Below are 22,588 nucleotides of genomic sequence, written 5' to 3'. Positions count from 1 at the left end.
GCAGGATCCGCGAATCGCCACGCCAGCGTCAGCGATCCAACGTATGTGCTGAAATAAGAAGATTGATGTGCCGGCTCACGGCCGCGCGCAGGGAGAAGCATTTGCCAGACCGCCCGGACTTCGATCCATCGACACTCGTCATCCACAGCAACCGGAGCTACGAGAAGCAGTCGAACTCGATCCTCTTCCCCATCCACCAGACGGCAACCTACATCCACGAGAGCGTGGGCGTCACTAAGGGATACGGCTACTCACGCGGCGCCAACCCAACGGTTAACGCGCTGGAGCAGGCGATCGCCGCCATTGAAGGCACCGAGAACGCGCTCTGCTTCCGCAGCGGCATGTCCGCCATCACGACCCTCTGCCTCTCCATGCTGAAGGCCGGCGACCACGTCGTTTTGAGCGATGTCATTTACGGCGGCACCTCGCGCCTCTTCCACCAGGTGCTCGGCAACTTCGGCATTGAGTACACCTTCGCCAACACGGCCAGCGTGGAAGACACCGAGAAGGCGATTAAGCCGAACACCCGCCTGCTCTTCCTCGAAACGCCCGCGAACCCGACGCTCAAGCTCAGCGATGTTCGCGCGCTCTCCGACATGGCGCACTCGCACAAGGACATACTCGTCGCCGTCGACAACACCTTCCTGACGCCGCTGCTGCAGAACTGCCTCAACCTCGGCGCAGACGTCTCCATGCTCTCCACGACCAAGTACATCGATGGCCACAACGCCACCATCGGCGGCTCGCTCGCCACGCACAACACGGCGCTCGTCGAGCGCATGCGCCTCGTCCGCAAGACTATCGGCAGCATCCAGCCGCCCTTCGACGCGTGGCTCGCACTCCAAGGCGTCAAGACGCTGCCGGCACGTCTCGCCATGCACTGCAGCAATGCCATGGCCGTGGCCACCTGGCTTGAGCAGCACCCGATGGTTCACAAGGTGAACTATCCCGGCCTCGACTCCTTCCCGCAGAAGGCCCTCGCTGAAAAGCAGCAGACCGGCTTCGGCGGCATGCTCTCCTTCGAGCTTGAAGCCAACACCGTCGATTCGCTCCACTTCATCGACGCACTACGCCTCTGCACCTGCGCGGAGAGTCTCGGCTCCGTCGAAACGCTCGTCACCAACCCGGCCACCGCATCGCACTGCGATCTACCGCTGGAGCAGCGCGAACAACTCGGCATCCCCGACCGCCTCATCCGCCTCTCCGTCGGTCTCGAGTCGCCCAAGGACCTCATCAAGGACTTCGAGCAGGCCTTCGCCGCCACCTTCAACGGCAACGCCGCCGGAAGTGGCGAATGAAGACAGCCACGCGCCTCGTCCACTTCGACCCTGCGCCCAAGGATCCCTTCCGGCCGATGGCCACGCCCATCTACCAGACGGCAACCTTCGAGCAGGAACACGCGGACAGCTTCGGCGAGTACGACTACTCGCGCTCCGGTAATCCCACCCGGCGCGTGCTCGAAGATCACATGGCGGAACTCGAAGGCGGCTCTCGCAGCTTCGCCTTCTCCAGCGGCATGACAGCCATCGCTACCGTCACGCGGCTCCTCAAGGCCGGCGATGAGATCGTCGCGGACTGGGATCTCTACGGCGGCGCAAGCCGTCTCTTCGACCGCGTGGTGCGCCGCGCCGGCGTCACCGTCCGACTCGTCGATGGAACCGACATCGAAGCCGTACGCGAAGCCATGCGGCCCGCAACCCGCATGCTCTACGTCGAGTCTCCGACCAATCCACTGCTCCGCGTCCTGGACCTTCAGGCGCTCGCCAGCGTTGCGCAGGATCGTGGCGTCATGTTCTGCGTCGACAGCTCAGCTATGTCGCCCTACCTGCAGAACCCGCTCGCACTCGGCGCCGACATCGTCATCCACTCCGGCACCAAGCTGCTCTGCGGCCACAGCGACGTCATGGCAGGCATCGTCGTCGTAAAGGACGAGGCTCTCGCGAAAGAGGTCTACTTCCTCCAAAACGCTGAAGGCACCGCCCTCGGCCCCATGGATTGCTTCCTCCTGCTGCGCGGCCTCAAGACGCTCAAGCTCCGCATCGACGCGCAGCAGACAAACGCCCAGCGCATCGCCGAACACCTGCAACAGAACTACCCTCATTTTGAGGTCGCCTACCCCGGCCTGCCCGATCACCCGGCCCACGCCGTGCAATCCAGGCAGGCCACCGGCGCCGGCGTTCTGCTCACCTTCCGCGCAGGATCCCCCGAAGCTGCAAAGCAGATCGCGGAGGGCCTCGATCTCTTCAAGATCGCCGTCAGCTTCGGCAGCGTCAACTCGTCCATCAGCATCCCGTACGCGATGTCCCACGCCAGCGTTCCCACAGAACAGCGAGCCCAGCGCGGCATCCCGGAAGACCTGCTACGGATCTCCTGCGGCATCGAAGACGCCGACGACCTCATCGCAGACCTAACCACACAGCTCGAACGCCTAAGGTCCTAACGGCCCCGGGGGCCGCGCCCAGCCGGAAAGCTGCTGCGAATCTTGATGAGGTCCGTGAACGATCGGAAGAAGTCACTCAGATGGACTTTTGATCCCGGCACATCGATCCAGACCTTCAGCGGCAGTTCGTAGATGCGCGTCTCTGGATGCGCACCGCCAGCCCGCCAAACCGCCAGGAATCGCGCCAGCACCTCAACGTCAAAGATCCATCGCGAGACGAAGGGCATTGCCAGCACCTCACGCAAGACCCCTGACACCCGAAACACCTTCGCTCCACACTGCGAGTCGTAGATCGGCAATCCCAGCGCCAGCGAAACCGTCGTCGCAAAGACGCGGCCCGCATAGTGCCGCATAGCATTGCGCTTCACATGACGTCCCAGCAGTTGAATGCGCGACCCGAAGACCATCTCGATCTCCGGCAGCGTCTCCAGGATCAGGCGAAAATCCGCGTAAGCATCCAGCGGCGTGGCCAAATCTGCATCCCAAAAGCCAACCAGCGTGCCATTCGCAGCCGTACGCAACGCATGCAGCATCCCGCGCCGCACCGCCTCCCCCTTGCCACCATTCGGCTGCACATCCAGCACACTGCATCGATCCCCATGCAGCGCAGCAAACGCATGTAGACGTGCCAGCGTACCGTCGCGGCTGCCATCATTCACAAACAGCAGGTGAGCCTCAGGCTCCGCAGCAAGAAAGGCCGCGAACGCATCGTCATGAAAGCGCTGCTCCTCGTTGTAACAGGGCACCACCAGCGTGCAAGGCAGGGCTGCCTGCAATGTTGCATCCATCCTGGCTTCGCTTCCCTTCTCTGCGCCGAGGCACAGCCGTAATCCTATCGCAGCAGGCCCTCGCCCTTTACCACGGCAGGACTCTTTAACGGCGCACTGTTCGACGCCGCAACCGCAGGGGGCTCTTTGGGTAGGAACAGTGAGAAGACCGTCCCATGCATCTTCCCGTTCTGTGTCGACCGCACGCGCAGATCGCCGCCATGCCGGTCCACAATCTCCTTCGAAATCCAAAGCCCAAGCCCGGTTCCATTCAGATCTTTCGTCGTATAAAAAGGCTCGAACAGTCGCCGTTGCGTCTCCACCGACATGCCCGTCCCGGTGTCCGCCACAAGAATCCGCACACCCTCAAGCCCGCCATGATGCGCATCATGCGCCCGCGCGAGCAGCCGTCCGCCCGTCCGCATCGCGTCAATCGCATTCGCGATCAGATTATTCAGCACCTGCCGGATGTCATTCTCAAAGCAGACGATCTTCGTCGCCGTAGAGTACGAGGCCTCCACGTGAATCCCGCTGTTCGACAGCCTCCCGGCGAACAGATTCAGCACCGCGTCCACCAGTTGCGCAGGCGTCACTGCAGTCGGCTTGTTCGACTGCCGATGGAAGCGCAGCGTCTGCGTCGCAATCTGTGACACTCGCGAAAGCTCGTCCTGCGCCGCATGCACATACGGCTTCAACGACGGCGGCAGCACCTCGTCGGTCGCGATCAGGTACAGCAGGTTCGTCACAGCTTCCAGCGGATTGTTGATCTCATGCGAGATCGACGATGCCAGCCGGCCCACGGCCGCCAGCTTCTCGCTCTGGATCAGCGCCCGTTCCGCCTTCCGCAGCTTCGTCACATCCAGCGCGGCCACACTGATAGCGCGAACCTGTCCATCCGCATCCAGCACGGGCGAATAGTTCACATTGAAGGCCTGCGTCTCGTCCGGTCGCCCCACAAATGCAGTCTCAAAGGTGAAGTCCGTTACGACACCGCCCGCCGCGACCTTGCGTAAGTTTTCCAGCGCAATCGGAGACGTCACAATCTCCTCGACGCGGCGCCCCAGAACCTCTTCTCGCGACAGGCCCATCATCTCTGTCTGGCGATCGTTGATGCGCAGATAGCGCAGCTCCTTCGGCTCAAACAGGATCAGCCCCACCGGCGCTGTGCGATAGATCGCCTCCAACTCAGCGCGCTGACGTTCTGTCTCCGCCTGCTCCGCGCGCAGGGCCTTTTCAGCACGCTTACTCTCGGTGATATCGCGGAAGAAGAAGACCACTCCCTCCGGCGACGGCTGGCATTCCACCTGGAAGTGCGAGTTCAGCGGCGCCGGATAGTAAGCCTCGAAGACGGTTGATACGCCCTCATTCATCGTCCGAAAGAAGTTCTCGACGAACGGCGATCCGGGAAAGACAGTCTCCGGGAACATGTTCCACATGGTTTGCCCAATGAGTTCCCGTCCATCCGGCTGCAGAAGTTTGGCCGCACGCTGATTCAGGAAGGTATAACGCCACTCACGGTTCAGTACCGCAATGGCGTCTGAGGTCGCATCGAACACCTGCTCCAGCCGTCGCGTCACCGACGCTGCCTCGATCTGAGCCCGCTTCAGCTCCGTCACATCCTGGTAGTAGACCGCCATTCCACTGGCAATTGGCAGCGCTCGTAGCTTGATCCAGACGTCGAACGGCTCGTAGTAAACCTCGAACTCTTCAATCACCCGCTCGTACATCACGCGGCGGTATCGCCGTTCCTGCTCCGTGCCGACGGTCGCCGGATAAAGCTCCCAGTGAGACTTGCTGTTCAGATCCTCCGGACGAATGCGGCTGATGCGCCGAGCCTGCTCATTCGCATAGGTGATCCGCCACGCCTCATCCATGAAGATGACGCCATCCGGCAGCTGATCCAGCATGAAGCGCAGGTCCCCGCTCACGTCCACGGCCAGCACCGCCTCTGTCGACTTGGAGTCGCTGTGGGTGGTATCCACTCTGGGTTCTGTATCGCTCATGCGGGGAAGGGCTTGCAAACAGTCTATGGGATGCCACGCCATCGGATTGCACTGTCCACGCAGGGTGCCGTCCCCGGCAACCTACAATGGTTCCCGTGCCCTCCACACCCCAGGACAGCCCGCCGCGCAACCAGCCCGGCGACCTGAACTTCACACGCCAACAGCGACTGCTACTCGCGGTAGTGCCCCCTCTGGCATCCGCGCTGCTCCACCTGCTGGGATCGACGCTGCGCTTTGAAGAACGCTACGCACCCGGCGCCCGCCCCGCTGACCACTTCCCGCAGGAAGCCGAAGTCTATGTCTTCTGGCATCGCGCCCTGCTGCTCGCAGCGTGGCGCTACCGCGGCCTCGGCATCCGCATCCTCATCTCCGCATCCTTCGACGGCGAACTCATCGCCCGGCTCGTCGAACGCCTTGGCTTCGTGCCGATCCGTGGCTCAAGCTCCCGCGGCGGCGCCGCAGGCCTGCTCGCCGCCACCCGCGCCCGCGCCGCAGACCACAAAGTGGCCATCACCGCCGACGGCCCGCGCGGTCCCGTCTACATCGCAAAGGACGGCGCCGCCGCCATCGCAAGACGCGCGAACAGCACCGCATCCTGCTTCCACCTGCACCCGGAGTCCGCATGGATTCTACGCTCCTGGGACCGGTTCCTCATCCCCAAACCCTTCAGCCGAGTCCGCATCGCATGGCAGCCACCAGTGGAGGCTCCGACGACACAGACCCTGCAGCACTCCCTCGAAGAAGCCGTTTTCAGCGCAGAAGCATAAGCGCTCAGTCAAACTGAGGCCTGCTGGCCGACTGCACCACCACCACCGGCACCTCAGCCTCACGCTTCTCCAACCGCAACCCAAGCTGCTCACGCAGCGCCGTCATCAACCCCGGCTGTGTCGCATCCGCGGGAGCGCCGGAGCCATTGTCCTGCGCCCAATCCATCTTGAAATCGTAGTTGCCCGTCAGTCCGGTCTGATCCAACACCACACGCCGGCCCGTTTCGTTCTTATCCGACAGCATCCCGGAAACGTCCGCCATCGTAATGCTCTTCGCCTCCAGGTGCGTGCCGTGATCACCACTATGGATCATCATGCTGTGTTGCGCCTCCGGCTTCGGCTCGCCCTCCTTCGCCGGAGGATCGACAGACGCGGCCAACTTGCTCCCGCCACCATCCACCACCAGCGCATACACCGGCATGGATCGCTGCTCAACAGAAACGCGGAGGCCAAAGCGTTCCGCCAGCAATGACTGCTGCAGCAGACCACTGATACGGCCCGATTCCGAGGATGGCAGTGCCTTCATCTTCCGGAACTCCTCGTCATCCATCTTCGCCGAAATGTCAAAGCGTTCCTTGTCGATCCACTCCGGGCCGCCCAGCACTTGCGACTCCACCTTGAGCCGGTACGCGTTCCGGATCAGCTGCCGCAGCGTGAAGTTCTCCATGATGCTGCGATTGTTCTCCGTGTGCCAGCTTTGCCCACCATCAAGGGGCTTCGCCGGCCGCACCGTCGTCACCTCAAAGCTCGGCCGCTCCGCCACAACCTGCGCCGGGACAGGTCCAGCGATCAACAGACAGCCGACAACGCCACACGCCGTTAAACCGCTTCGAAGCTTGAACAAGAGGACTCCTCACACTTTTTGAGTGATGATAGGACGCCCGGCACCACACAACGCGAGCTACTTACAATCAAGATGTGCGCGTAACTGACTTCGACTTCGACCTTCCGCCCGAACTGATTGCGCAGCACCCACCCGCGGAACGCGGCGACTCGCGCATGATGACGGTCGCTCGCACCACCGGCGCACTCGCCGACCGTCACTTCCGCGACCTCCCGTCCCTCTTGCAGCCCGGCGATCTGCTCATCATGAACGACAGTCGAGTCATCCCGGCTCGCCTCTTCGCCCGCCGCGCAGGCCTCCGCACCCAGGCAAACTCACCATCGCCCACCGGTCACGTGGAAGTCCTCCTGACCCAACCGCTAGGCGATGGCCGCTGGCGAGCCCTCGTAAAACCAGGCCGCAAAGTCCCCGTAGGCGAGCGCCTCATCTTCGAAGAGCAACCAACAGCCAGAAAATCGGGTGCCCCATTCCTACGCGAAGCGAATGAATGGAACCCGCGCGAAAGCGCGTCTTCCCTGGAAGCCGATGTGATCGAAGCTGGCGAGTTCGGAGAACGAACCCTCCAGTTCGCTCCCACACCCGATTTCTTCGGCACGCTCGACCGCCTTGGCCACATGCCGCTGCCACCCTACATCCGCCGCAACGACGACGAACCAGAAGACCGCACCCGCTACCAGACCGTCTACGCCGGCGCCAACACCCACGGCTCCGCCGCAGCGCCCACCGCCGGCCTGCATTTCACGCCGCAGATCCTCGACCAGATCCGGCAAAGAGGAGTCGAAACCGCCCACATAACCCTTCACGTAGGCCTCGGCACCTTCCAACCTGTCCGCGCGGACGACCTCTCAGACATTCGCCTACACGAGGAGCACTACACGCTGCCCGCCGCCACCGCCGACGCCATTCTCCGCGCGAAGGCCGACCATCGCCGCATCGTCGCCGTAGGCACCACCACCACCCGCACCCTCGAGCACGTTGCAGCAACCAGCCAGCTCCACGCCCACTCCGGCAGCACCAGCATCTTCCTTCAACCCGGCCACCGCTTCGCGCTGGTCGACGCCCTGCTGACCAACTTCCACCTGCCGAAATCCACCCTGCTGATGCTGGTAAGCGCCTTCGCCGGCGAACACGGCCGCGAAAACGTCCTGGCCGCCTATCGCCACGCCGTAGACGAGCGCTACCGCTTCTTCTCCTACGGTGACTGCATGTTCCTAGGCTGAACCGGGTGCCCTCGAAGTCGCTGACTCGCTGACTCGCCCCACGAAGCGCGATACTAGAAGTCCATGCCGACCGAACAAAAGCCGCCCGTATACCTGCTTGACACCATGGCCTTCGTCTTCCGCGCCTACCACGCCATGCAGCGATCGCGGCCCATGTCCACGCGCACCGGCATCCCGACCGCGGCGACCTATGTCTTCATCAATATGATCAACAAGCTGCGGCAGGACTTCGCACCGCACTACCTCGCAGCCATCTACGAGGGCGGCGCCCCCGTGCACCGCAACGAAGCCGCCGCGGCCATGAAGACCATCCGCAAGTTCAACATCAAGACGCAGCAGTTCGATGAGATCGACTACGCCGGCTACAAGGCCACCCGCAGCGAAACGCCGCCCGACCTCACACAGCAGCAGCCCTACATCCGCCGCGCGCTCGAGGCCTTCGGCATCCCCATCCTGCATCACGAGGGCTTCGAGGCCGACGACGTCATCGGCACACTCTCCCGCCGCCTCAGCGAAGAGGGCTACCCCGTCTACATCGTCTCCAGCGACAAGGACATGATGCAGCTCGTCACCGAGCACGTAAAGATCCTCAATCCCACCAAGGACAACCTGATCCTCGACCCCGCCAAGGTCGAAGAGGTCCTCGGCGTCCCACCCCGCCAGGTCATTGACGTCATGGCCCTGCGCGGCGACAGCATCGACAACATCCCCGGCGCACCCGGCATCGGCGACAAGGGCTCCGTCGAACTCATCCAGCAGTGGGGCTCCGTCGAAGCCGCGCTCGACCACGCCGACGAGATCAAGAAGAAGACCTACCGCGAGTCGCTGCAGAACAACCGCGACACCGTCATGCTCTCCAAGGAGTTAGTCACCATCCACTGCAACTTACCCGTGGATTACTCCATCGAGGCAATGAGCACCGGCGACGAACCAAACCTCGCCGAACTCCGCAGCCTCTATACCGAGCTCGAATTCACCACGCTCCTCAAAGACCTGCCCAGCCCTGAAGCAGCCCACGTCGACTACATCCTGAAGCCAACCGCCGCCGACATCACGGCTCTACTCGAAGCAGCGGCGCAACCGATTAAAGCGGGTGCCCCACGTCTCGCTTCTGAGACGTGGGATCCGGCCGCCACCGAACTTGCAGGACTAACCATCTTCTTCCCCGAAGACAAACAAGCCCTCGCCGAAGAGTCAGGCGCGGAAGCAGAGCTGGATCCCGAAGCCCCCGCAGAAGATCCCATCGCAACCAACATGGATCTCTTCGGCAGCATGACCATCCCCACCGAGCCGAAGCCCTTCGCCGCGCCGCAGACCGAGCCGCTCCCCATCGGCATCACCGCCACTGCCGACACCGCCATGCTCCTCGACCTCCGCAGCGACCTCGCCGAGCCCATCCGCAAAGCCCTCGCCGACCCCGCCATCCCCAAGACCGTCCACGACCTCAAGGCCGTCCTCCGCACCTGCGAACTCGCCAACCTGCCCATCGCCAACGTGCGCGACGACGTCATGCTCTACAGCTACCTCGTCAACCCCACGCACGGCTCGCACAAGCTCAGCGACGTCGCCGCACGCTTCAACGACCGCGCACTCACAGTCGTCGAAAAGAAGCAGATCGCGCCCGAGCACATCCTGCCCGAAGCCGCCGCAGCCGTCTTCCAGCTCAAACCCATCCTCAAGAAACAAATCGCCGAGGGCGAGTTAGACAAGACTTACAACGAAATCGACTTACCCTTAGTCCCGGTCTTACTCCGCATGGAAAAAGCCGGCGTCCGCATCGACAGCGACTTACTCCGTCAGCAGAACTCCCGCCTCGCCGTCATGATGGACGACCTGGCCAGCCGCATCCACGAGATGGCCGGCATGACCTTCAACATCAACTCGCCCAAGCAACTCGGCGAAGTCCTCTTCGGTAAGATGGAACTGCCCAAGCCGATGAAGTACGGCAAGGGCAAAGTAGTCTCCACCGCGCAGGACGTCCTCGAAGAGCTCGCCGAACACCACGAAGCGCCGCGCCTCGTCCTCGAGTACCGCCAGCTCGCCAAGCTCCGCAGCAACTACACCGAGCAGCTCCCGCAACTCGCCGACGCAGAAGGCCGCGTCCACACCACGTTCAATCAGGTGGGTACCGCCACCGGCCGCCTCTCCTCCACGCAGCCCAACCTGCAGAACATCCCCGTCCGCACCGAGCTCGGCCGCGGGATCCGCGCCGCCTTCATCGCAGCGCCCGGCAACGTCATCCTCTCCGCCGACTACTCGCAGATCGAGCTGCGCCTCATGGCGCACTTCTCGCAGGACCCGCTCCTCCTCCACGCCTACCGCAACGACATCGACATCCACACACTCACCGCCAGCGAGGTCTTCGGCGTCGACCCCGTCACCATGTCGAAAGAGACACGCGCCCGCGCCAAGGCCGTTAACTTCGGCATCGTCTACGGCATCTCGCCCTTCGGCCTCGCAGCACAACTCGGCATCGATCAAAAGGAAGCACGCACGTACATCGAGACTTACTTCGACCGTTACAAGGGTGTGCAGAACTTCATCAACGAGACACTCGCGACCGTTCGCGAAACGGGCAAAGTAACCACACTCTTCGGCCGCAGCCGCCCCATCCCCGACATCCAGTCCCGCAACCCCAACATGCGAGGCTTCGCCGAACGCACCGCCGTCAACACCCCGCTGCAAGGCACCGCCGCCGACATGATCAAGGTCGCCATGCTCCGCATCGACCAGGCCCTGCGCGACCAGAAACTAGCCACCCGCATGACCCTCCAGGTCCACGACGAACTACTCTTCGACGCCCCCGAAGCAGAAGCCGCAACCGTAACCACCCTCGTAAAACACGAAATGGAGAGCGTCCTATCGCTCTCCATCCCAATCGTCGCCGAAGTAGGCAAAGGCCCCAACTGGCGGGACGCGAAATGATCCCGAGTCGCATAGTGCTCGACACATCCGTACTCGTCGCTGCCCACCGAAGCCGCAATGGAGCAAGCAGCATGCTCTTGCGCGCGTGCATCGCCGGTGAGTTTCGGATGGTCGCGACAGCAACGCTCTTCTTCGAATACGAAGAAGTCTTATCGCGACCAGAGCACGGTATCCCACATGAATTTCTCGAAACCATGCTAAAAGACTTGGCAGCGATCATCGAGCCAACTCGCATCGACTACCAATGGAAGCCTCAACTGGCAGACCCCGACGACGAACTTGTTCTCGAAGCAGCTACAAACGGCCACGCGCAAGCCATCGTCACGCACAATGTGCGGGACTTCGCTGCAGTGCCGAAGCAATTCACTATCGCCGTCCTCACGCCCGGCGATATCATCAAGTTGAGGAGATCGCATCCATGGCAGCCGAAGTAAGCAATGTATCGCTCCCGGACAGCATCGTGCATGCAGCACAGGTGCAGGCACGTCTCAGCGGTGTTTCGCTCGAACAGTGGATCAGCTTGGCGGTCGCGTCCCGACTGGATACCGATGAAGGAGCTCGCGCATTCTTTCGCTGCCGTGCTGAAGGCGCAACCGGAACCGCGCTCGAAGAATGGCTGGACTCTCGCCCCGACGTCCCGCCCGTGCCCGGGGACGAGATTTAATAACGTGCCATTGCGAAAAGCCAAGCTGCCCACTCTGATCTCAGCCCTATGCGTGGCTGTCGCGACCATAAGGCCCGTCGCTGCGCAGTCCATCACCGTCCTTCTTCTCGACGGAAGGACCATGAAGCCAATCGAGCACTCTTGGTTGAACCTCTGGAGCAATCTCAGAGGAGCCGCGTTGCCGCTCGCCTTTGATTCCGAAGGAAGAGCGAATGTCCTGCTAATAACCGGAAAGCAGGACGAGTCTCTCGCTCCCGCGAGTTCTGGCATTCCAACATTGCCATATACCGATACGTTGCACATTCAACTCGGCTTTCAACCCTGCTGGGAAAAGACCGCCAAGACGCCACAGTTTGAGCGCTTCAGCTTTTCGACGAAAAATATTCTTGATGGTGGCTTGGCAGAACCCAATAATTGCGGTTCGCAGAAAGTCGCAGTGCATCCCGGCGAGCTAGTCCTGTACGTGAAACCTCTGTCTTTCTGGCAAAGGATGCGGGACTAACTGTTTACCTCCGGCAGCCCGCTCTGAGCAAAGCCAATTTGTTTGATCTGCACGACGGTTACGATCATCCACAGAGGAAACTTCCTTGCCCGTCTGGAACTCATTTCTCATAGCCTTCACGGCCCTGCTACCACTGATCAATCCTCTCGGCTCCTCCCTGGTCTTCCTGGGGTTAGTCGGGCAGGTGCCGTCCGGCGTCTACCGAGCGCTGGCCCGCAAGATCGCCATCAACAACATCATCTTCCTCTGCATCTTTGAACTGCTCGGCTCGGCGATCCTGCACTTCTTTGGCATCTCCCTCCCCATCGTTCAGGTCTCCGGAGGCATCGTCATCGCCGCCATCGGCTGGGGTGTCCTCAACGCGAAAGACTCGGAGGCCATGGCCGACAATAAGCGCGAAGAAGCCCAACTGGGCGAGGATTGTGGTGCGCTGGGCAATCTGCAGGAGAAGGCCTTTTATCCCTTCACCTTTCCCGTCACCTCGGGCCCGGGCACGCTCGTCGTGCTGCTCACACTGAGCGCGCGCTTCTCCGGCGACCGCGGCACCGCTGCCCTGCTCGCGCATCTCGGTCTCTTCATCGCCATCGTCGTCCTCAGCGCTGCCGTCTACTTCTGCTACGCCTACGCAGCCCGCATCACCAAGGCCATCCCGCCCGCGACAGCACACGGCATCCTGCGCGTCATGGGCTTCATCCTGCTCTGCATCGGCGTACAGATCTCATGGAACGGCATCGCATTCCTGCTCGGATCCATCCTCCACGCCCGTCCCTGACGACGCCCACAATGCGCCACAAAACCGGGTGCCCCATTCATACGCAAAGCGGATGAGTGGGACCTTCGCGCGAATGCGCGAAAACAATCCCGGCCCAGGACAAGGCTGAACCGGGACGCCACTCAAGCCATCAACATCCGCCGGCTCGAAACACCCTTCCGCAAAGCCTTGCACCCACGCACCAGGTGTCCCTTTACCGAAGCCCGGCTCGTCCCGCGGCTCTGCGCAATCTCCTCCACGCTCAGCTCCTGCCCATACCGCAGCATCACCATGCACTGCGTATGCTCCGGCAGATAGGCCATCTGCTCCGTCACCCGCCGCACGCTCTGCTCCCGGATCGCAAGCTGTTCCGGTGTCACCTGCCCCGCCGACAGCCGCCACTCAGCATCCGCCAGCAGCGCCGGATCCGCATCCATCGACACGCAGGTCTGCCGCCGCTTCGTCCTCAACTCACTCAGCGCCTTGTTCATCACAATCGTCGTCAGCCACGTCTTCAAGGTCGACTGCCCGCGGAACGAAGCCCAGCCCGTCCACGCCGACAGGTAAGCCGCCTGCACGGCATCCTCCGCATCCTCCGCGTGGCGCACGATCGAATAGGCCATCCGGTACAGGTAGTTCCGGTGCTTCACCATCGCATCCATCAATCGCGTACGGTCGTCCGTTGCAAAGTCCGTGAGAGATGAGCGGACACCGTCAACCATCACAACAGGCATCATCTGCATGAATATTTCCTCGGCGGCTGTTCACCGCTGTCGTGCGGAGCAGGGCGCTCCGCGGGTCACGCATGCCTTCACAACACAACAGTGTGTGAAGCCAGATCGCTACCGAACGAGGATGCTTACGGGTGGTGGTCGAAACAGATACGGCATAAGCCAAAGGCTGCTGTCACCGGCAGTCGCCACCACGGCAACCGGCACCGCCGTTGCACGCGGATGAGCAGGCACCAGCGAAAGCAGCAGCGCCACCAGCGGCGCAGCCTTCGCAACTTCTACCTTGATCTCGCTTTGAATCGACTGGCGCCGAAGGGATTGCTGCGCAGAAGCAGCGCGAGCCTCAGCGCGTGCCGGCAGATGGTCGCGAAGGTTGCCGGGGCAGTTGAACCCACTCAGCAAAAGGCCAAGCAGCAGCAAACCCGCCGCCACCAACCACCGGCCCATCGCCCTGGATCCAGCCCTCTCCATCGCACCCTCTCAAGGAGCAGTGTAAAACAATCGCCGGGGTGCCCCATTCCTACGCAAAGCGTATGAGTGGGAAGACTCGCGCAAAGCGCGAAGACGGGCTGAAGGCCCGTGCCATCCTAGCCCAGGGCAACGCCCTGGGTCCCGATCACACAATAACCCCGCGCGGCCACCCCACAATCAGGAGCCCAACCGTTCGAATCCGCGCGCTCACAACCGACCGCGGCTGGCCCAAACGAACATCACCGCATCCAACAAACATGCCTCACCAAGCCCCACCCGAAACAAACGACCTCACCACCGCCCGCACCCTCCTCCTTGAAGAAGTCCAGACCACCCTCAACGCCGTAGACCCAACCCAGCTTCAGACCGCGGCAGACCTCATCCTCACCAGCCCGCGCATCTTCCTCTACGGCGCCGGCCGCAGCGGCCTCGCGCTCAAGATGGTCGCCATGCGCCTCATGCACCTCGGCCTGCAGGCCTACGTCGCCGGTGAGACGACAACACCTTCCCTCGCCACAGGAGATCTCCTCCTCGTCGCGTCCGCCTCCGGAACAACGACATCCGTTCTGAACGCAGCGGAAATAGCAAAAAAGACCGGCGCGAAGATCCTCGCCATCACCACGGCACCCGCGTCGAAACTCGGCCAGCTAGCCGACGCCATCGTCCTGCTCCCCGCCGCCTCCAAATCCGACACCGCCGAGCGCGCCTCCCAGCAGTACGCCGGTTCCCTCTTCGAGCAGGCCGTCCTCCTCGTCATGGACACACTCTTCCACGCACTCTGGAAGTCCGGCCCGCAGACCTCGGAAGAACTCCTCAAACGCCACGCCAACCTCGAGTAGGCGATCTTCGGCCACCTCGCGCTTCTGCAGAGTCGCGTGCAACCCCCACTCATCTAATTCGAAGGAGAACTATTTCATGAAGCTTCAGGTAGCAATCGATCTTCTGTCCACGAAGGACGCCCTCACGCTGTTGGAGAAGGTCGCGGAGCACGTCGACATCATTGAGCTGGGTACGCCGCTCATCAAGCAAGAAGGCCTCGCCGTCGTCACCGCCGTGAAGGCCGCTTATCCCAACAAGATCGTCTTCGCCGACATGAAGACCATGGATGCAGGCGCCCTCGAAGCCGACATGGCATTCAAGGCCGGCGCAGACCTCGTCAGCGTCCTGGCAGCAGCCGGTGACAGCACCATCTCCGGCGCAGTCGACGCAGCGAAGAAGCACAATAAGGGCATCGTCGCGGACGTCATCGGCGTCCTCGACAAGGCAACGCGCGTCAAGCAGCTCAAAGCGCTCGGCGTCCACTCCGTCGAACTGCACGCAGGTCTTGATGAGCAGGCGCAGGCCGGCTACTCCATCAGCAAGCTCCTCGAAGCAGGCCGCGGCGCAGACATCCCCTTCGCCGTCGCAGGCGGCGTCAACCTCGACCGCATCACGGAAGTTGAAGACGCCGGCGCATCCGTAGCTGTCGCAGGCGCAGCCATCTACGGTGCAGCCGATCCCGGCGCAGCCGCCAAGGCTCTCCGCGCCAAGATCAAGAACCTCGGCTAGAACACCGCAACAAACCCAGGCGGACCAGCAATCGCTGGTCCGCCTTTTTCTGCCTGCACCTTCCGCCATCGCGACCGATACGTACTCATCGAAGCCAACACGCATCGCATGTGGTGTGGTCAAAACGGAAGGTGATGCTTGGCACAGGATGACGTTCCGCTCGAAGTACAGGTGCGCACCACCAACGACTGGTTCGGGCGTTTTGCAGCCAAATCATCCGGCTGGCTCGGCTCCAAGTGGGCCTTCTGCGCCGCTGTCCTGCTCATCGTCGTCTGGGCCGTCATGGGGCCGCTCTTCCACTACTCGCAGGCATGGCAGCTCGTCATCAACACCGGCACAACCATCGTCACCTTCCTGATGGTCTTCCTCATCCAAAACACACAGAACCGCGATGCCCGCGCCATCAACCTCAAGCTCGATGAACTCATCCGCGCCCACAAACGCGCACGCAACCAGATGATCGATATTGAGAATCTCAGCGACTTGGAACTCGATGCGCTGCACGCCGGCTACGAAGCCGTGCGAGCGGAGTGCGAGGAGCTGAAAGCCGATGCTACCGAATCGCGGCTTCCGCTCGAACGCACATAAAACCGCAATACACTCCGCATAAACTGACAGTACGACCCGGGAGCGCCGGAGCGTGCCCGCTCACAAGATAAGGAAGTAGACCGCAATTGACCCAGACATCACGTTATCGAATCCGCGAGGGCTCACCCAACCCACGCGGCGCAACCTGGGATGGCAGCGGCACGAACTTCTCCCTCTTCAGTGACAACGCCCAACGGGTCGAGCTGTGCCTCTTCGACGAGACCGGCGAACACGAACTCGAGCGCATCACCCTGCCCGAATACACGGACGGCATCTGGCACGTCTACATCGAAGGCCTGCCGCCCGGCACCGCCTACGGCTATAGGGTCTACGGCCCCTACGAACCCAGCGAAGGCCACCGCTTCAACCACAACAAACTGCTCCTCGACCCCTACGCAACCGCCCACACCGGCAGCCTCAAGTGGGGACCGGAGATCTTCGGCTACATCGTCGAGACCGGTGACGACACCACCTTCGACACGCGCGACAGCGCCTCCTGCATGCCCAAGTGCCTCGTCACTGACCCGCACTTCGCATGGCATGACAACATCAGCGCGCCCCGCACTTGCCGCGTCGCATGGGACGCAACCGTACTCTACGAAATCCACGCCAAGGGCTACACCAAACTTCATCCGGACCTACCCGAAAACCTGCGCGGAACCTACGCCGGCCTCGGCTCCAAACCTGTGATCGACCACATCGAGTCCCTCGGCGTCACCTCCATCGAGCTTCTCCCCATCCAGACCTTCATGGATGAGTCGCACCTGCGCGACATCAACCTCACCAACTACTGGGGCTATAACACCATCGGCTTCTTCGCTCCCGACCCGCGCTACGCCGCAGATCCCAAGCGCGCGCTGCAGGAGTTCAAGACCATGGTGGCGCAGTATCACGAGCACTGCATCGAGGTCATTCTCGACGTCGTCTACAACCACACCGCAGAAGGCAATGAACGCGGCCCGACCCTCTCCTTCAAGGGCATCGACAACGCCAGCTACTACCGCCTGCACGCCGAGAATCGCCGCTACTACATTAACGACACCGGCACCGGCAACACCGTCAACGTCAACCACCCGCGCGTCCTGCAGATGATCTGCGACAGCCTCCGCTATTGGGTTTTGGAGACACACGTCGACGGCTTCCGCTTTGACCTCGGCACCATCCTCGCGCGCGAACCCGGCGGCTTCGATCGCGGCAGCGGCTTCCTGAAAGTCGTCATGCAGGATCCCGTCCTAAGCCGCGTCAAACTCATCGCAGAACCTTGGGACATCGGCCCCGGCGGCTATCGTGTCGGCGAATTTCCTCCCGGCTGGATGGAGTGGAACGACACCTTCCGCGACCGCTCGCGCGGCTTCTGGATCGGACGCGACAACAGCACCGACCTCGCCAAGTCCCTCACAGGCTCCCCCGAGATCTTCGACCACCACGGCCGCCGTCCCTGGACCAGCGTCAACTTCATCACCGCACACGACGGCTTCACCATGGGCGACCTCGTCAGCTACAACGACAAGCACAACCTCGACAACGGTGAGAACAACCGCGACGGCAGCAACGACAATCGCTCCTGGAACTGCGGCGTCGAAGGGCCCACCGACGACGCCAACATCCTCGCCCTGCGCGGCCGCCAGATGCGCAACCTTATGGCGACACTACTGCTGTCCCAGGGCACGCCCATGATCCTCGGCGGCGACGAATTCGCGCGCACGCAGCGCGGCAACAATAACGCCTACTGCCAGGACAACGACATCAGCTGGGTCGACTGGAGTCTCCGCGAGAGCAACACCTCCACGCTCGCCTTCACGAAGAAGCTGCTCGCCCTGCGCCACCGCTACCCCGTCCTCCGCAGCAACCGATACCTGCACGACGAACTCGATGCTGAGTCCGGCATCCGCGAACTCTGCTGGTTCCTGCCCGACGGCTCAGAGACGCAACGTAGCACTTGGAGCGGCGATACACCGCAGTGCTTCGGCATGATGATCGACGGCGAAGCCCGGCCCTCCGGCCTGGCCGAACGGGGCCACACCGAATCCCTCTTCCTCATCGTGAACGACTATCACCAGGACGCAAACTTCACGCTGCCCACAAACGGCAAATGGCGCCTGCTGGTCGACACCGACCAGGACGCCACAGAAGACACAGCAGAGATCACCGCGACGTACCTCGTCAAGACGCAATCACTGGCGCTCTTCGTGAAGGATCTTTCGCAGGCAAAGGCAGAACTTACAGCGTAATCGGAGTCTCGTCGCGCACATCGACAGCGGCACCGCACGAGCGTGCGAACGCCTCCACCAGCGCCATCGTCTCGTCGGACGTCTTGATCCCCCGACGAACCGTAGTGCGCTCGTCGAAGACCAGTCCCACACAGCGATCCGCGCGATACGTGCAGCTCGCCAGGTCGGTCACATTCAACGCCCGCGTCTGGATGCACATCACCGTCTTTGGCGGCGCCATACGGTCGACCATGCACACGATCTCGAGCTTTGACTCCAGCTCATCCGGCACAAAATCGATCACCAGGTCCGCCTCGCGAACGGCGTCCTCAACGGTCGTGACCGTCTCCAGCGTGCCAGGCATGCCCTCGGTCGGAATCTCTTCCAGTGCTTCGCGCAGCTTCGCCGGCATCACGTCTTCCAGAACCACGCGATGCCCCGCGCGGACGGCCAGCGCAGCAAGCGAACGGCCCGCCTTGCCCGCGCCAATCAGCGCGAGCGTCAGCGGGCCCGTTACACGTCGTGCAAAAGGATCGGTTACGGACGTCAACTACTTCGTCTCGATCGCCGCGACCACCGAAGCATAGCTCGGCTCGGCCTTGGAGATGTGCTCGGCAACGCGCGCGCGCTCTTCCGGCGTCAGCGAAGGCAGAACGGCGTGGATGCGACGCAGCGTCACAGAAATATCGTCGACGTAGTTCATGGTGCGAATTGCTTCTCCGGACAGCGGCATACGGCAAAACTCCTTCTACAGCAGTGTAGTCGATCATGCGCAAAGACAAGAGGCACGGCCCAAAGCCGTGCCTCTCTCGTGAAACAACCGCAGTTACTTGATGTCCACGTCCGGCACCACCGAATAGCCGGGGCGCAGCAGGTGATCGTCGTTCTCGCCCTTATCGATGTCGATACGGACCGGGATACGCTGCACCACCTTCACGTAGTTACCGGTCGCATTCTCCGGCGGGAAGAGCGACAGGCGTGAACCCGTTGCACCGCCCACCTGCGTCAGGCGACCCTTATACTTGCGGCCACCAAGCGCATCCACAGAGAAAGTAACGGCCTGACCGACCTTCATCTTCTCAAGCTGCGTTTCCTTGAAGTTCGCCGTGATCCAGAGATTGTCCAGCGGGATAATCGTCAGCATGTTCTGGCCGATCGAGATGTTCTGGCCCGTCGAAACATTCTTCCGATTGATGATGCCGGTCGTCGGTGCAGTGATGTGGCAGTAGCTCAGGTTCAACTTCGCCTGGTCCACCTTCGCCTGCGCCGTCATGATGTCGGCATTCGCCGCCTGTGCGCGAGCCTGCTGCACCTGGACCAGCTTGGGGCCATTCTCGCGAGCCTGCTGCGCATCACTGCGTGCACTGGCTACCTTCGATTGGGCCTGCGTCACACCGGCCTGCTGTGCGATCACGTTCTGCTGTGCCTCAAGCAACGCCGCATTGGTTGCGGAAGCCTGTGCCACGGCCTGATCGAACTGCTGCTTGCTGATGACATCCTTGGCGACGAGCGGTGTATAGCGCTCCACGTCAAGCTGAGCCTTCAGTGCATTCGCCTTCGCCTGCTCCACGCGAGCCTGTGCTGCAGCTACATTCTTCTGCTGCTGCGCCACTGCGGCCTCTGCGGTTGCAACGTCAGACCCTGAGGTGCTGACCTGCGTCCGTGACTGCACGCTGGTAATCGGCACGTTCGCATTGGCCTGCGTGTAGCTGGCCTTCGCATTGGCAAGCTGCGCCTCTGCCTGCTCCAGTGCAACCTGGTAGTCGCGCGGATCGATCTCTGCAATCAGATCGCCGGCATTTACCTTCTGGTTGTCGGTCACGTTCACCTTGATGACCTGGCCGCTCACGCGAGCCGATACCTGGTACAGATCGCCATCAACCTGCGCGTCGTCCGTATCTTCCGTGTAGGTCGAGCGCCAGTAGAAGAACCCGGCCGTAAGCACCAGCAGGAGCACCACCGCAATGATGATGAACTTGCGACGTGCCTTAGCGGGCGGCGTCTCCGTCACATCAGGCTTGTTGTCCTGCTTGGGAGCGTCTGCCTGATTGTTGTCCTGCTGTTGATTGCCAGCTTGTTGCTGATCGGAATCTGCCACGATCACTTTCCTCCGAGTTGAAGAGCCTGTTTATAGTTCGTGCCGGCATAGCCGACCGCGCGCGCCAGCGAAAGTTTCGCCACATTGTGCTGGTAGAGCGCGCTAATGTATTGATCGTTTGCCTGTTGCGTCTGCGACTGCGCATCCGACACGGCAAGATTGTCCGCCACACCCGCGCGGAAGCGCTGCTGCGCCTCTGTCAACGCTTCGTTGGCAAGATCCACGTTGGACTTGGTCGCCTCAACCAGCTTCGCTGCAGCCTCGATATCCAGCAGAGCGTCGCGAACATCCGCGTTGATCTGCTGCACCTGGTCGCTGTAACGTGCACGCTGCTGCTGCAGATTCGCATCCGCCACGGCGATATCGCCGCGCGTCTTCGCAATCTGCAGGATCGGCACAGAGACTTCGCCCGTAGCGGTGTACGTTCCATGCGAATGGCCGATCGTCGTACCCAGATCGCCATAGTCGCCGTTCACGCTCACCGTGGGATAGTACTCAGCCTTCGCCGCAGACTTCTGCGACTCCGCACCCTTCACTCGCTCTTCCGCACCGGCAAGATCCTTGCGACTCTTCAGTGCGTCGGCAAAAGCCTGCTCCGGCGTTGTCGGCGTTGCGGCCGAGTAAGGCGATGCATCGGATACATGGAACTTCTGGTCCAGCGGCAGGCCGATCGCCCGCGCCAGTGCCAGCTTGTCCTTCTCCAACTGGTTCTGCGACTGGATCAACTGTTGATCCGTGTTCTGAAAATCGACCTGCGCACGCAGCACGTCCAGCTTGGGGCTGGTGCCGGCCTCGTGATTCGCCGTCGCCTGATCCAGCGAAACCTTTGCATTCGCCTTCTCAGCCTGAGCAGCCTCAATGCGCGAGGCATCGGCGATGCAGAGCAGATAAGCGTTACCAACGGTCAGCACGACCAGGTTCCGCGCATCCTCCGCCGACAGCTTTGCACCCTGAAAATTATGCTTCGCAGCCAGGTAGTTCTGGATGCTGTTGATGTTCAACAGCGACTGCGAAAGGTACGCGCGGAAGTCGAAGACCTGAAACGGTCCAACAATCTGCTTAATACCGGGAAAGCTCAAACCATACGCAGCCAGGTTGACCTGCTGCACTGTGTAGGTCGCGGAACCGGTCACCGTCGGCAATAATTGCTGCAACTGCTGAAGACGCGTACCCGAAGCGCTCTGCACAGCCGAACTCTGCAGAATGATGCCAAGGTTGTTGCGGAACCCGCGCTGAATCGCGTCGTCCAGAGTTAACTCCAGAACGCCATCGGTAGCCTTGCCCTGGATCAGCGAACCCTTGTAGTCGTTCTGGCTGACACCATTCACGCTGCCCTGCGTCTGTCCGCTGCTTGAGATGGTCTGCAGCGTCTGCTGCGCTGCCTGCACCGTCGCCGGTCCACTGGCGCTGCGGCCGCCCGCAGAAGATCCCTGGCTCTGGCCATTGCTGCCCTGCGATGCCATCTGCGCGACCGCCGCCATCGGGAGAAACGCGGCTAGAACCGCCGTCGCCCACAGCCCCGGGCGAGGGGTACTGCTCCATGCTCGATCGTGTTGCGTCATACGCTCCATTGCTGCTGCGTTCACTCAACCTCCGCCACTGACCCATCGGTCAATGCGCTCGGAGTGGCAAATCGTCAGCGTTGCCTATCTGATGCCGTCCACCCGCGCCTTCGATGCAGAAAATGTTCGCCTTGCCAGACCAGAAGGACGAATTGGGTTCATTTCAGTCTGCAACACATATGGTGCAAGCGAAATCCCTCCACCAGGACCCGCTCTTCCGCTGCAGAAACCAAAATCTCACCCGCTCCGGCCTTTTGCGCGCCCCGCTCTGCTCTGCCAAGTACGGTCGTAATGCAGGAAAGGTGCCCGGTGACTTCTCCGCTCTCACACCCGCCGACCCGGCGGCCCCAGCACAAGATAAACAGTGGCGCGGAATGACACGACAGCAGACCCTCGCGACACTCGCTCACAGTTGTTCACACATCCACTCCCCTTGCGTTCTATCCTGTTGCTTCGCGTTTCGCTCACGCATGCAGGCCCGCATCGGGCCTCGAAGG

At 61.9% G+C, this 22,588-nt stretch carries 22 protein-coding genes; 13 read left to right on the top strand and 9 right to left on the bottom strand.

The annotated features are described in order from the left end of the window. Window positions 1-101: 101 nt before the first annotated feature. Window positions 102-1,298 (top strand): trans-sulfuration enzyme family protein, encoded by a 1,197-nt coding sequence (locus tag TERRO_RS07330; RefSeq protein ID WP_041593113.1) that lies wholly within the window; start codon window positions 102-104, stop codon window positions 1,296-1,298. Further along, entirely contained in the window at window positions 1,295-2,440 is a 1,146-nt protein-coding gene (locus TERRO_RS07325; protein ID WP_014785362.1) for a trans-sulfuration enzyme family protein, read from the top strand. Before TERRO_RS07330 ends, TERRO_RS07325 begins: the two co-directional genes overlap by 4 nt. Here TERRO_RS07325 and TERRO_RS07320 read toward each other — a convergent pair. Then, window positions 2,437-3,228 carry a glycosyltransferase gene (locus TERRO_RS07320; RefSeq protein ID WP_014785361.1) on the bottom strand — a complete coding sequence of 264 codons (792 nt, stop codon included), beginning with the start codon at window positions 3,226-3,228 and terminating at the stop codon, window positions 2,437-2,439. The genes TERRO_RS07325 and TERRO_RS07320 overlap by 4 nt on opposite strands. 44 nt (window positions 3,229-3,272) lie before the next feature. Then, complete coding sequence (locus tag TERRO_RS07315; RefSeq protein WP_245536244.1) at window positions 3,273-5,189, bottom strand: PAS domain-containing protein; 1,917 nt, start codon at window positions 5,187-5,189, stop codon at window positions 3,273-3,275. 107 nt (window positions 5,190-5,296) lie between these two features. On the opposite strand from TERRO_RS07315, the gene TERRO_RS07310 reads away from it, so the two are divergent. Beyond that, on the top strand, window positions 5,297-5,977 hold the full coding sequence (locus tag TERRO_RS07310) for a lysophospholipid acyltransferase family protein (RefSeq protein WP_014785359.1): 681 nt from the start codon (window positions 5,297-5,299) through the stop codon (window positions 5,975-5,977). Between the two features lie 4 nt (window positions 5,978-5,981). Here the strand turns inward: TERRO_RS07310 and TERRO_RS07305 are convergent, their stop codons facing one another. Further along, entirely contained in the window at window positions 5,982-6,821 is an 840-nt protein-coding gene (locus tag TERRO_RS07305; protein WP_014785358.1) for a TIGR03435 family protein, read from the bottom strand. A gap of 74 nt (window positions 6,822-6,895) precedes the next feature. Between TERRO_RS07305 and queA the strand changes: the two genes are divergently transcribed. The 6 genes from queA to TERRO_RS07275 all read left to right on the top strand — a co-directional run bounded on the left by queA (window position 6,896) and on the right by TERRO_RS07275 (window position 12,904). Then, on the top strand, window positions 6,896-8,041 hold the full coding sequence (queA, locus tag TERRO_RS07300; protein WP_014785357.1) for a tRNA preQ1(34) S-adenosylmethionine ribosyltransferase-isomerase QueA: 1,146 nt from the start codon (window positions 6,896-6,898) through the stop codon (window positions 8,039-8,041). Window positions 8,042-8,104: 63 nt separating this feature from the next. Continuing rightward, window positions 8,105-10,966, top strand: a complete 2,862-nt coding sequence (gene polA, locus TERRO_RS07295; RefSeq protein ID WP_014785356.1) for a DNA polymerase I — start codon at window positions 8,105-8,107, stop codon at window positions 10,964-10,966. After that, window positions 10,963-11,400, top strand: a complete 438-nt coding sequence (locus tag TERRO_RS07290) for a putative toxin-antitoxin system toxin component, PIN family (RefSeq protein ID WP_014785355.1) — start codon at window positions 10,963-10,965, stop codon at window positions 11,398-11,400. The genes polA and TERRO_RS07290 overlap by 4 nt, the downstream gene beginning before the upstream one ends. Further along, window positions 11,385-11,630, top strand: a complete 246-nt coding sequence (locus TERRO_RS07285; protein ID WP_014785354.1) for a hypothetical protein — start codon at window positions 11,385-11,387, stop codon at window positions 11,628-11,630. The genes TERRO_RS07290 and TERRO_RS07285 overlap by 16 nt, the downstream gene beginning before the upstream one ends. A 121-nt stretch (window positions 11,631-11,751) precedes the next feature. Next, on the top strand, window positions 11,752-12,132 hold the full coding sequence (locus TERRO_RS07280; protein ID WP_014785353.1) for a hypothetical protein: 381 nt from the start codon (window positions 11,752-11,754) through the stop codon (window positions 12,130-12,132). Window positions 12,133-12,217: 85 nt separating this feature from the next. After that, a complete protein-coding gene (locus TERRO_RS07275; protein ID WP_014785352.1) occupies window positions 12,218-12,904 on the top strand; it encodes a MarC family protein in 687 nt (228 codons plus the stop codon). Window positions 12,905-13,026: 122 nt separating this feature from the next. Here the strand turns inward: TERRO_RS07275 and TERRO_RS07270 are convergent, their stop codons facing one another. Continuing rightward, on the bottom strand, window positions 13,027-13,626 hold the full coding sequence (locus TERRO_RS07270; RefSeq protein ID WP_014785351.1) for an RNA polymerase sigma factor: 600 nt from the start codon (window positions 13,624-13,626) through the stop codon (window positions 13,027-13,029). A 99-nt stretch (window positions 13,627-13,725) separates the two neighbouring features. Then, the gene (locus TERRO_RS07265) at window positions 13,726-14,061 is read right to left on the bottom strand and encodes a hypothetical protein (protein ID WP_041592500.1); all 336 of its coding nucleotides are present in this window, start codon (window positions 14,059-14,061) and stop codon (window positions 13,726-13,728) included. A 281-nt stretch (window positions 14,062-14,342) separates the two neighbouring features. On the opposite strand from TERRO_RS07265, the gene hxlB reads away from it, so the two are divergent. The 4 genes from hxlB to glgX all read left to right on the top strand — a co-directional run bounded on the left by hxlB (window position 14,343) and on the right by glgX (window position 18,452). Then, window positions 14,343-14,924 (top strand): 6-phospho-3-hexuloisomerase, encoded by a 582-nt coding sequence (gene hxlB, locus TERRO_RS07260; RefSeq protein WP_041592499.1) that lies wholly within the window; start codon window positions 14,343-14,345, stop codon window positions 14,922-14,924. A 76-nt stretch (window positions 14,925-15,000) separates the two neighbouring features. Further along, window positions 15,001-15,633: a 3-hexulose-6-phosphate synthase gene (hxlA, locus tag TERRO_RS07255; protein WP_014785348.1), complete on the top strand. Its 633-nt coding sequence runs from the start codon at window positions 15,001-15,003 to the stop codon at window positions 15,631-15,633. A gap of 138 nt (window positions 15,634-15,771) precedes the next feature. Further along, entirely contained in the window at window positions 15,772-16,221 is a 450-nt protein-coding gene (locus TERRO_RS07250; protein WP_014785347.1) for a low affinity iron permease family protein, read from the top strand. Window positions 16,222-16,307: 86 nt separating this feature from the next. Beyond that, window positions 16,308-18,452: a glycogen debranching protein GlgX gene (glgX, locus tag TERRO_RS07245; RefSeq protein WP_014785346.1), complete on the top strand. Its 2,145-nt coding sequence runs from the start codon at window positions 16,308-16,310 to the stop codon at window positions 18,450-18,452. Here glgX and TERRO_RS07240 read toward each other — a convergent pair. From TERRO_RS07240 to TERRO_RS07225, 4 genes are all read right to left on the bottom strand, one after another. Then, the gene (locus TERRO_RS07240) at window positions 18,442-18,981 is read right to left on the bottom strand and encodes a 3-hydroxyacyl-CoA dehydrogenase NAD-binding domain-containing protein (RefSeq protein WP_014785345.1); all 540 of its coding nucleotides are present in this window, start codon (window positions 18,979-18,981) and stop codon (window positions 18,442-18,444) included. The two genes, glgX and TERRO_RS07240, sit on opposite strands and share 11 nt — an antisense overlap. Continuing rightward, window positions 18,982-19,164 (bottom strand): hypothetical protein, encoded by a 183-nt coding sequence (locus TERRO_RS07235; protein ID WP_014785344.1) that lies wholly within the window; start codon window positions 19,162-19,164, stop codon window positions 18,982-18,984. A 93-nt stretch (window positions 19,165-19,257) separates the two neighbouring features. After that, window positions 19,258-20,529, bottom strand: coding sequence for an HlyD family secretion protein (locus TERRO_RS07230; RefSeq protein WP_014785343.1), 1,272 nt, complete (start codon window positions 20,527-20,529; stop codon window positions 19,258-19,260). 2 nt (window positions 20,530-20,531) lie between these two features. After that, on the bottom strand, window positions 20,532-22,115 hold the full coding sequence (locus TERRO_RS07225) for a TolC family protein (protein WP_014785342.1): 1,584 nt from the start codon (window positions 22,113-22,115) through the stop codon (window positions 20,532-20,534). Between the last annotated feature and the right edge of the window lie 473 nt (window positions 22,116-22,588).

Source organism: Terriglobus roseus DSM 18391 (assembly GCF_000265425.1).
Lineage (GTDB): Bacteria > Acidobacteriota > Terriglobia > Terriglobales > Acidobacteriaceae > Terriglobus > Terriglobus roseus.
This window is presented reverse-complemented; position numbering and strand designations above follow the sequence as displayed.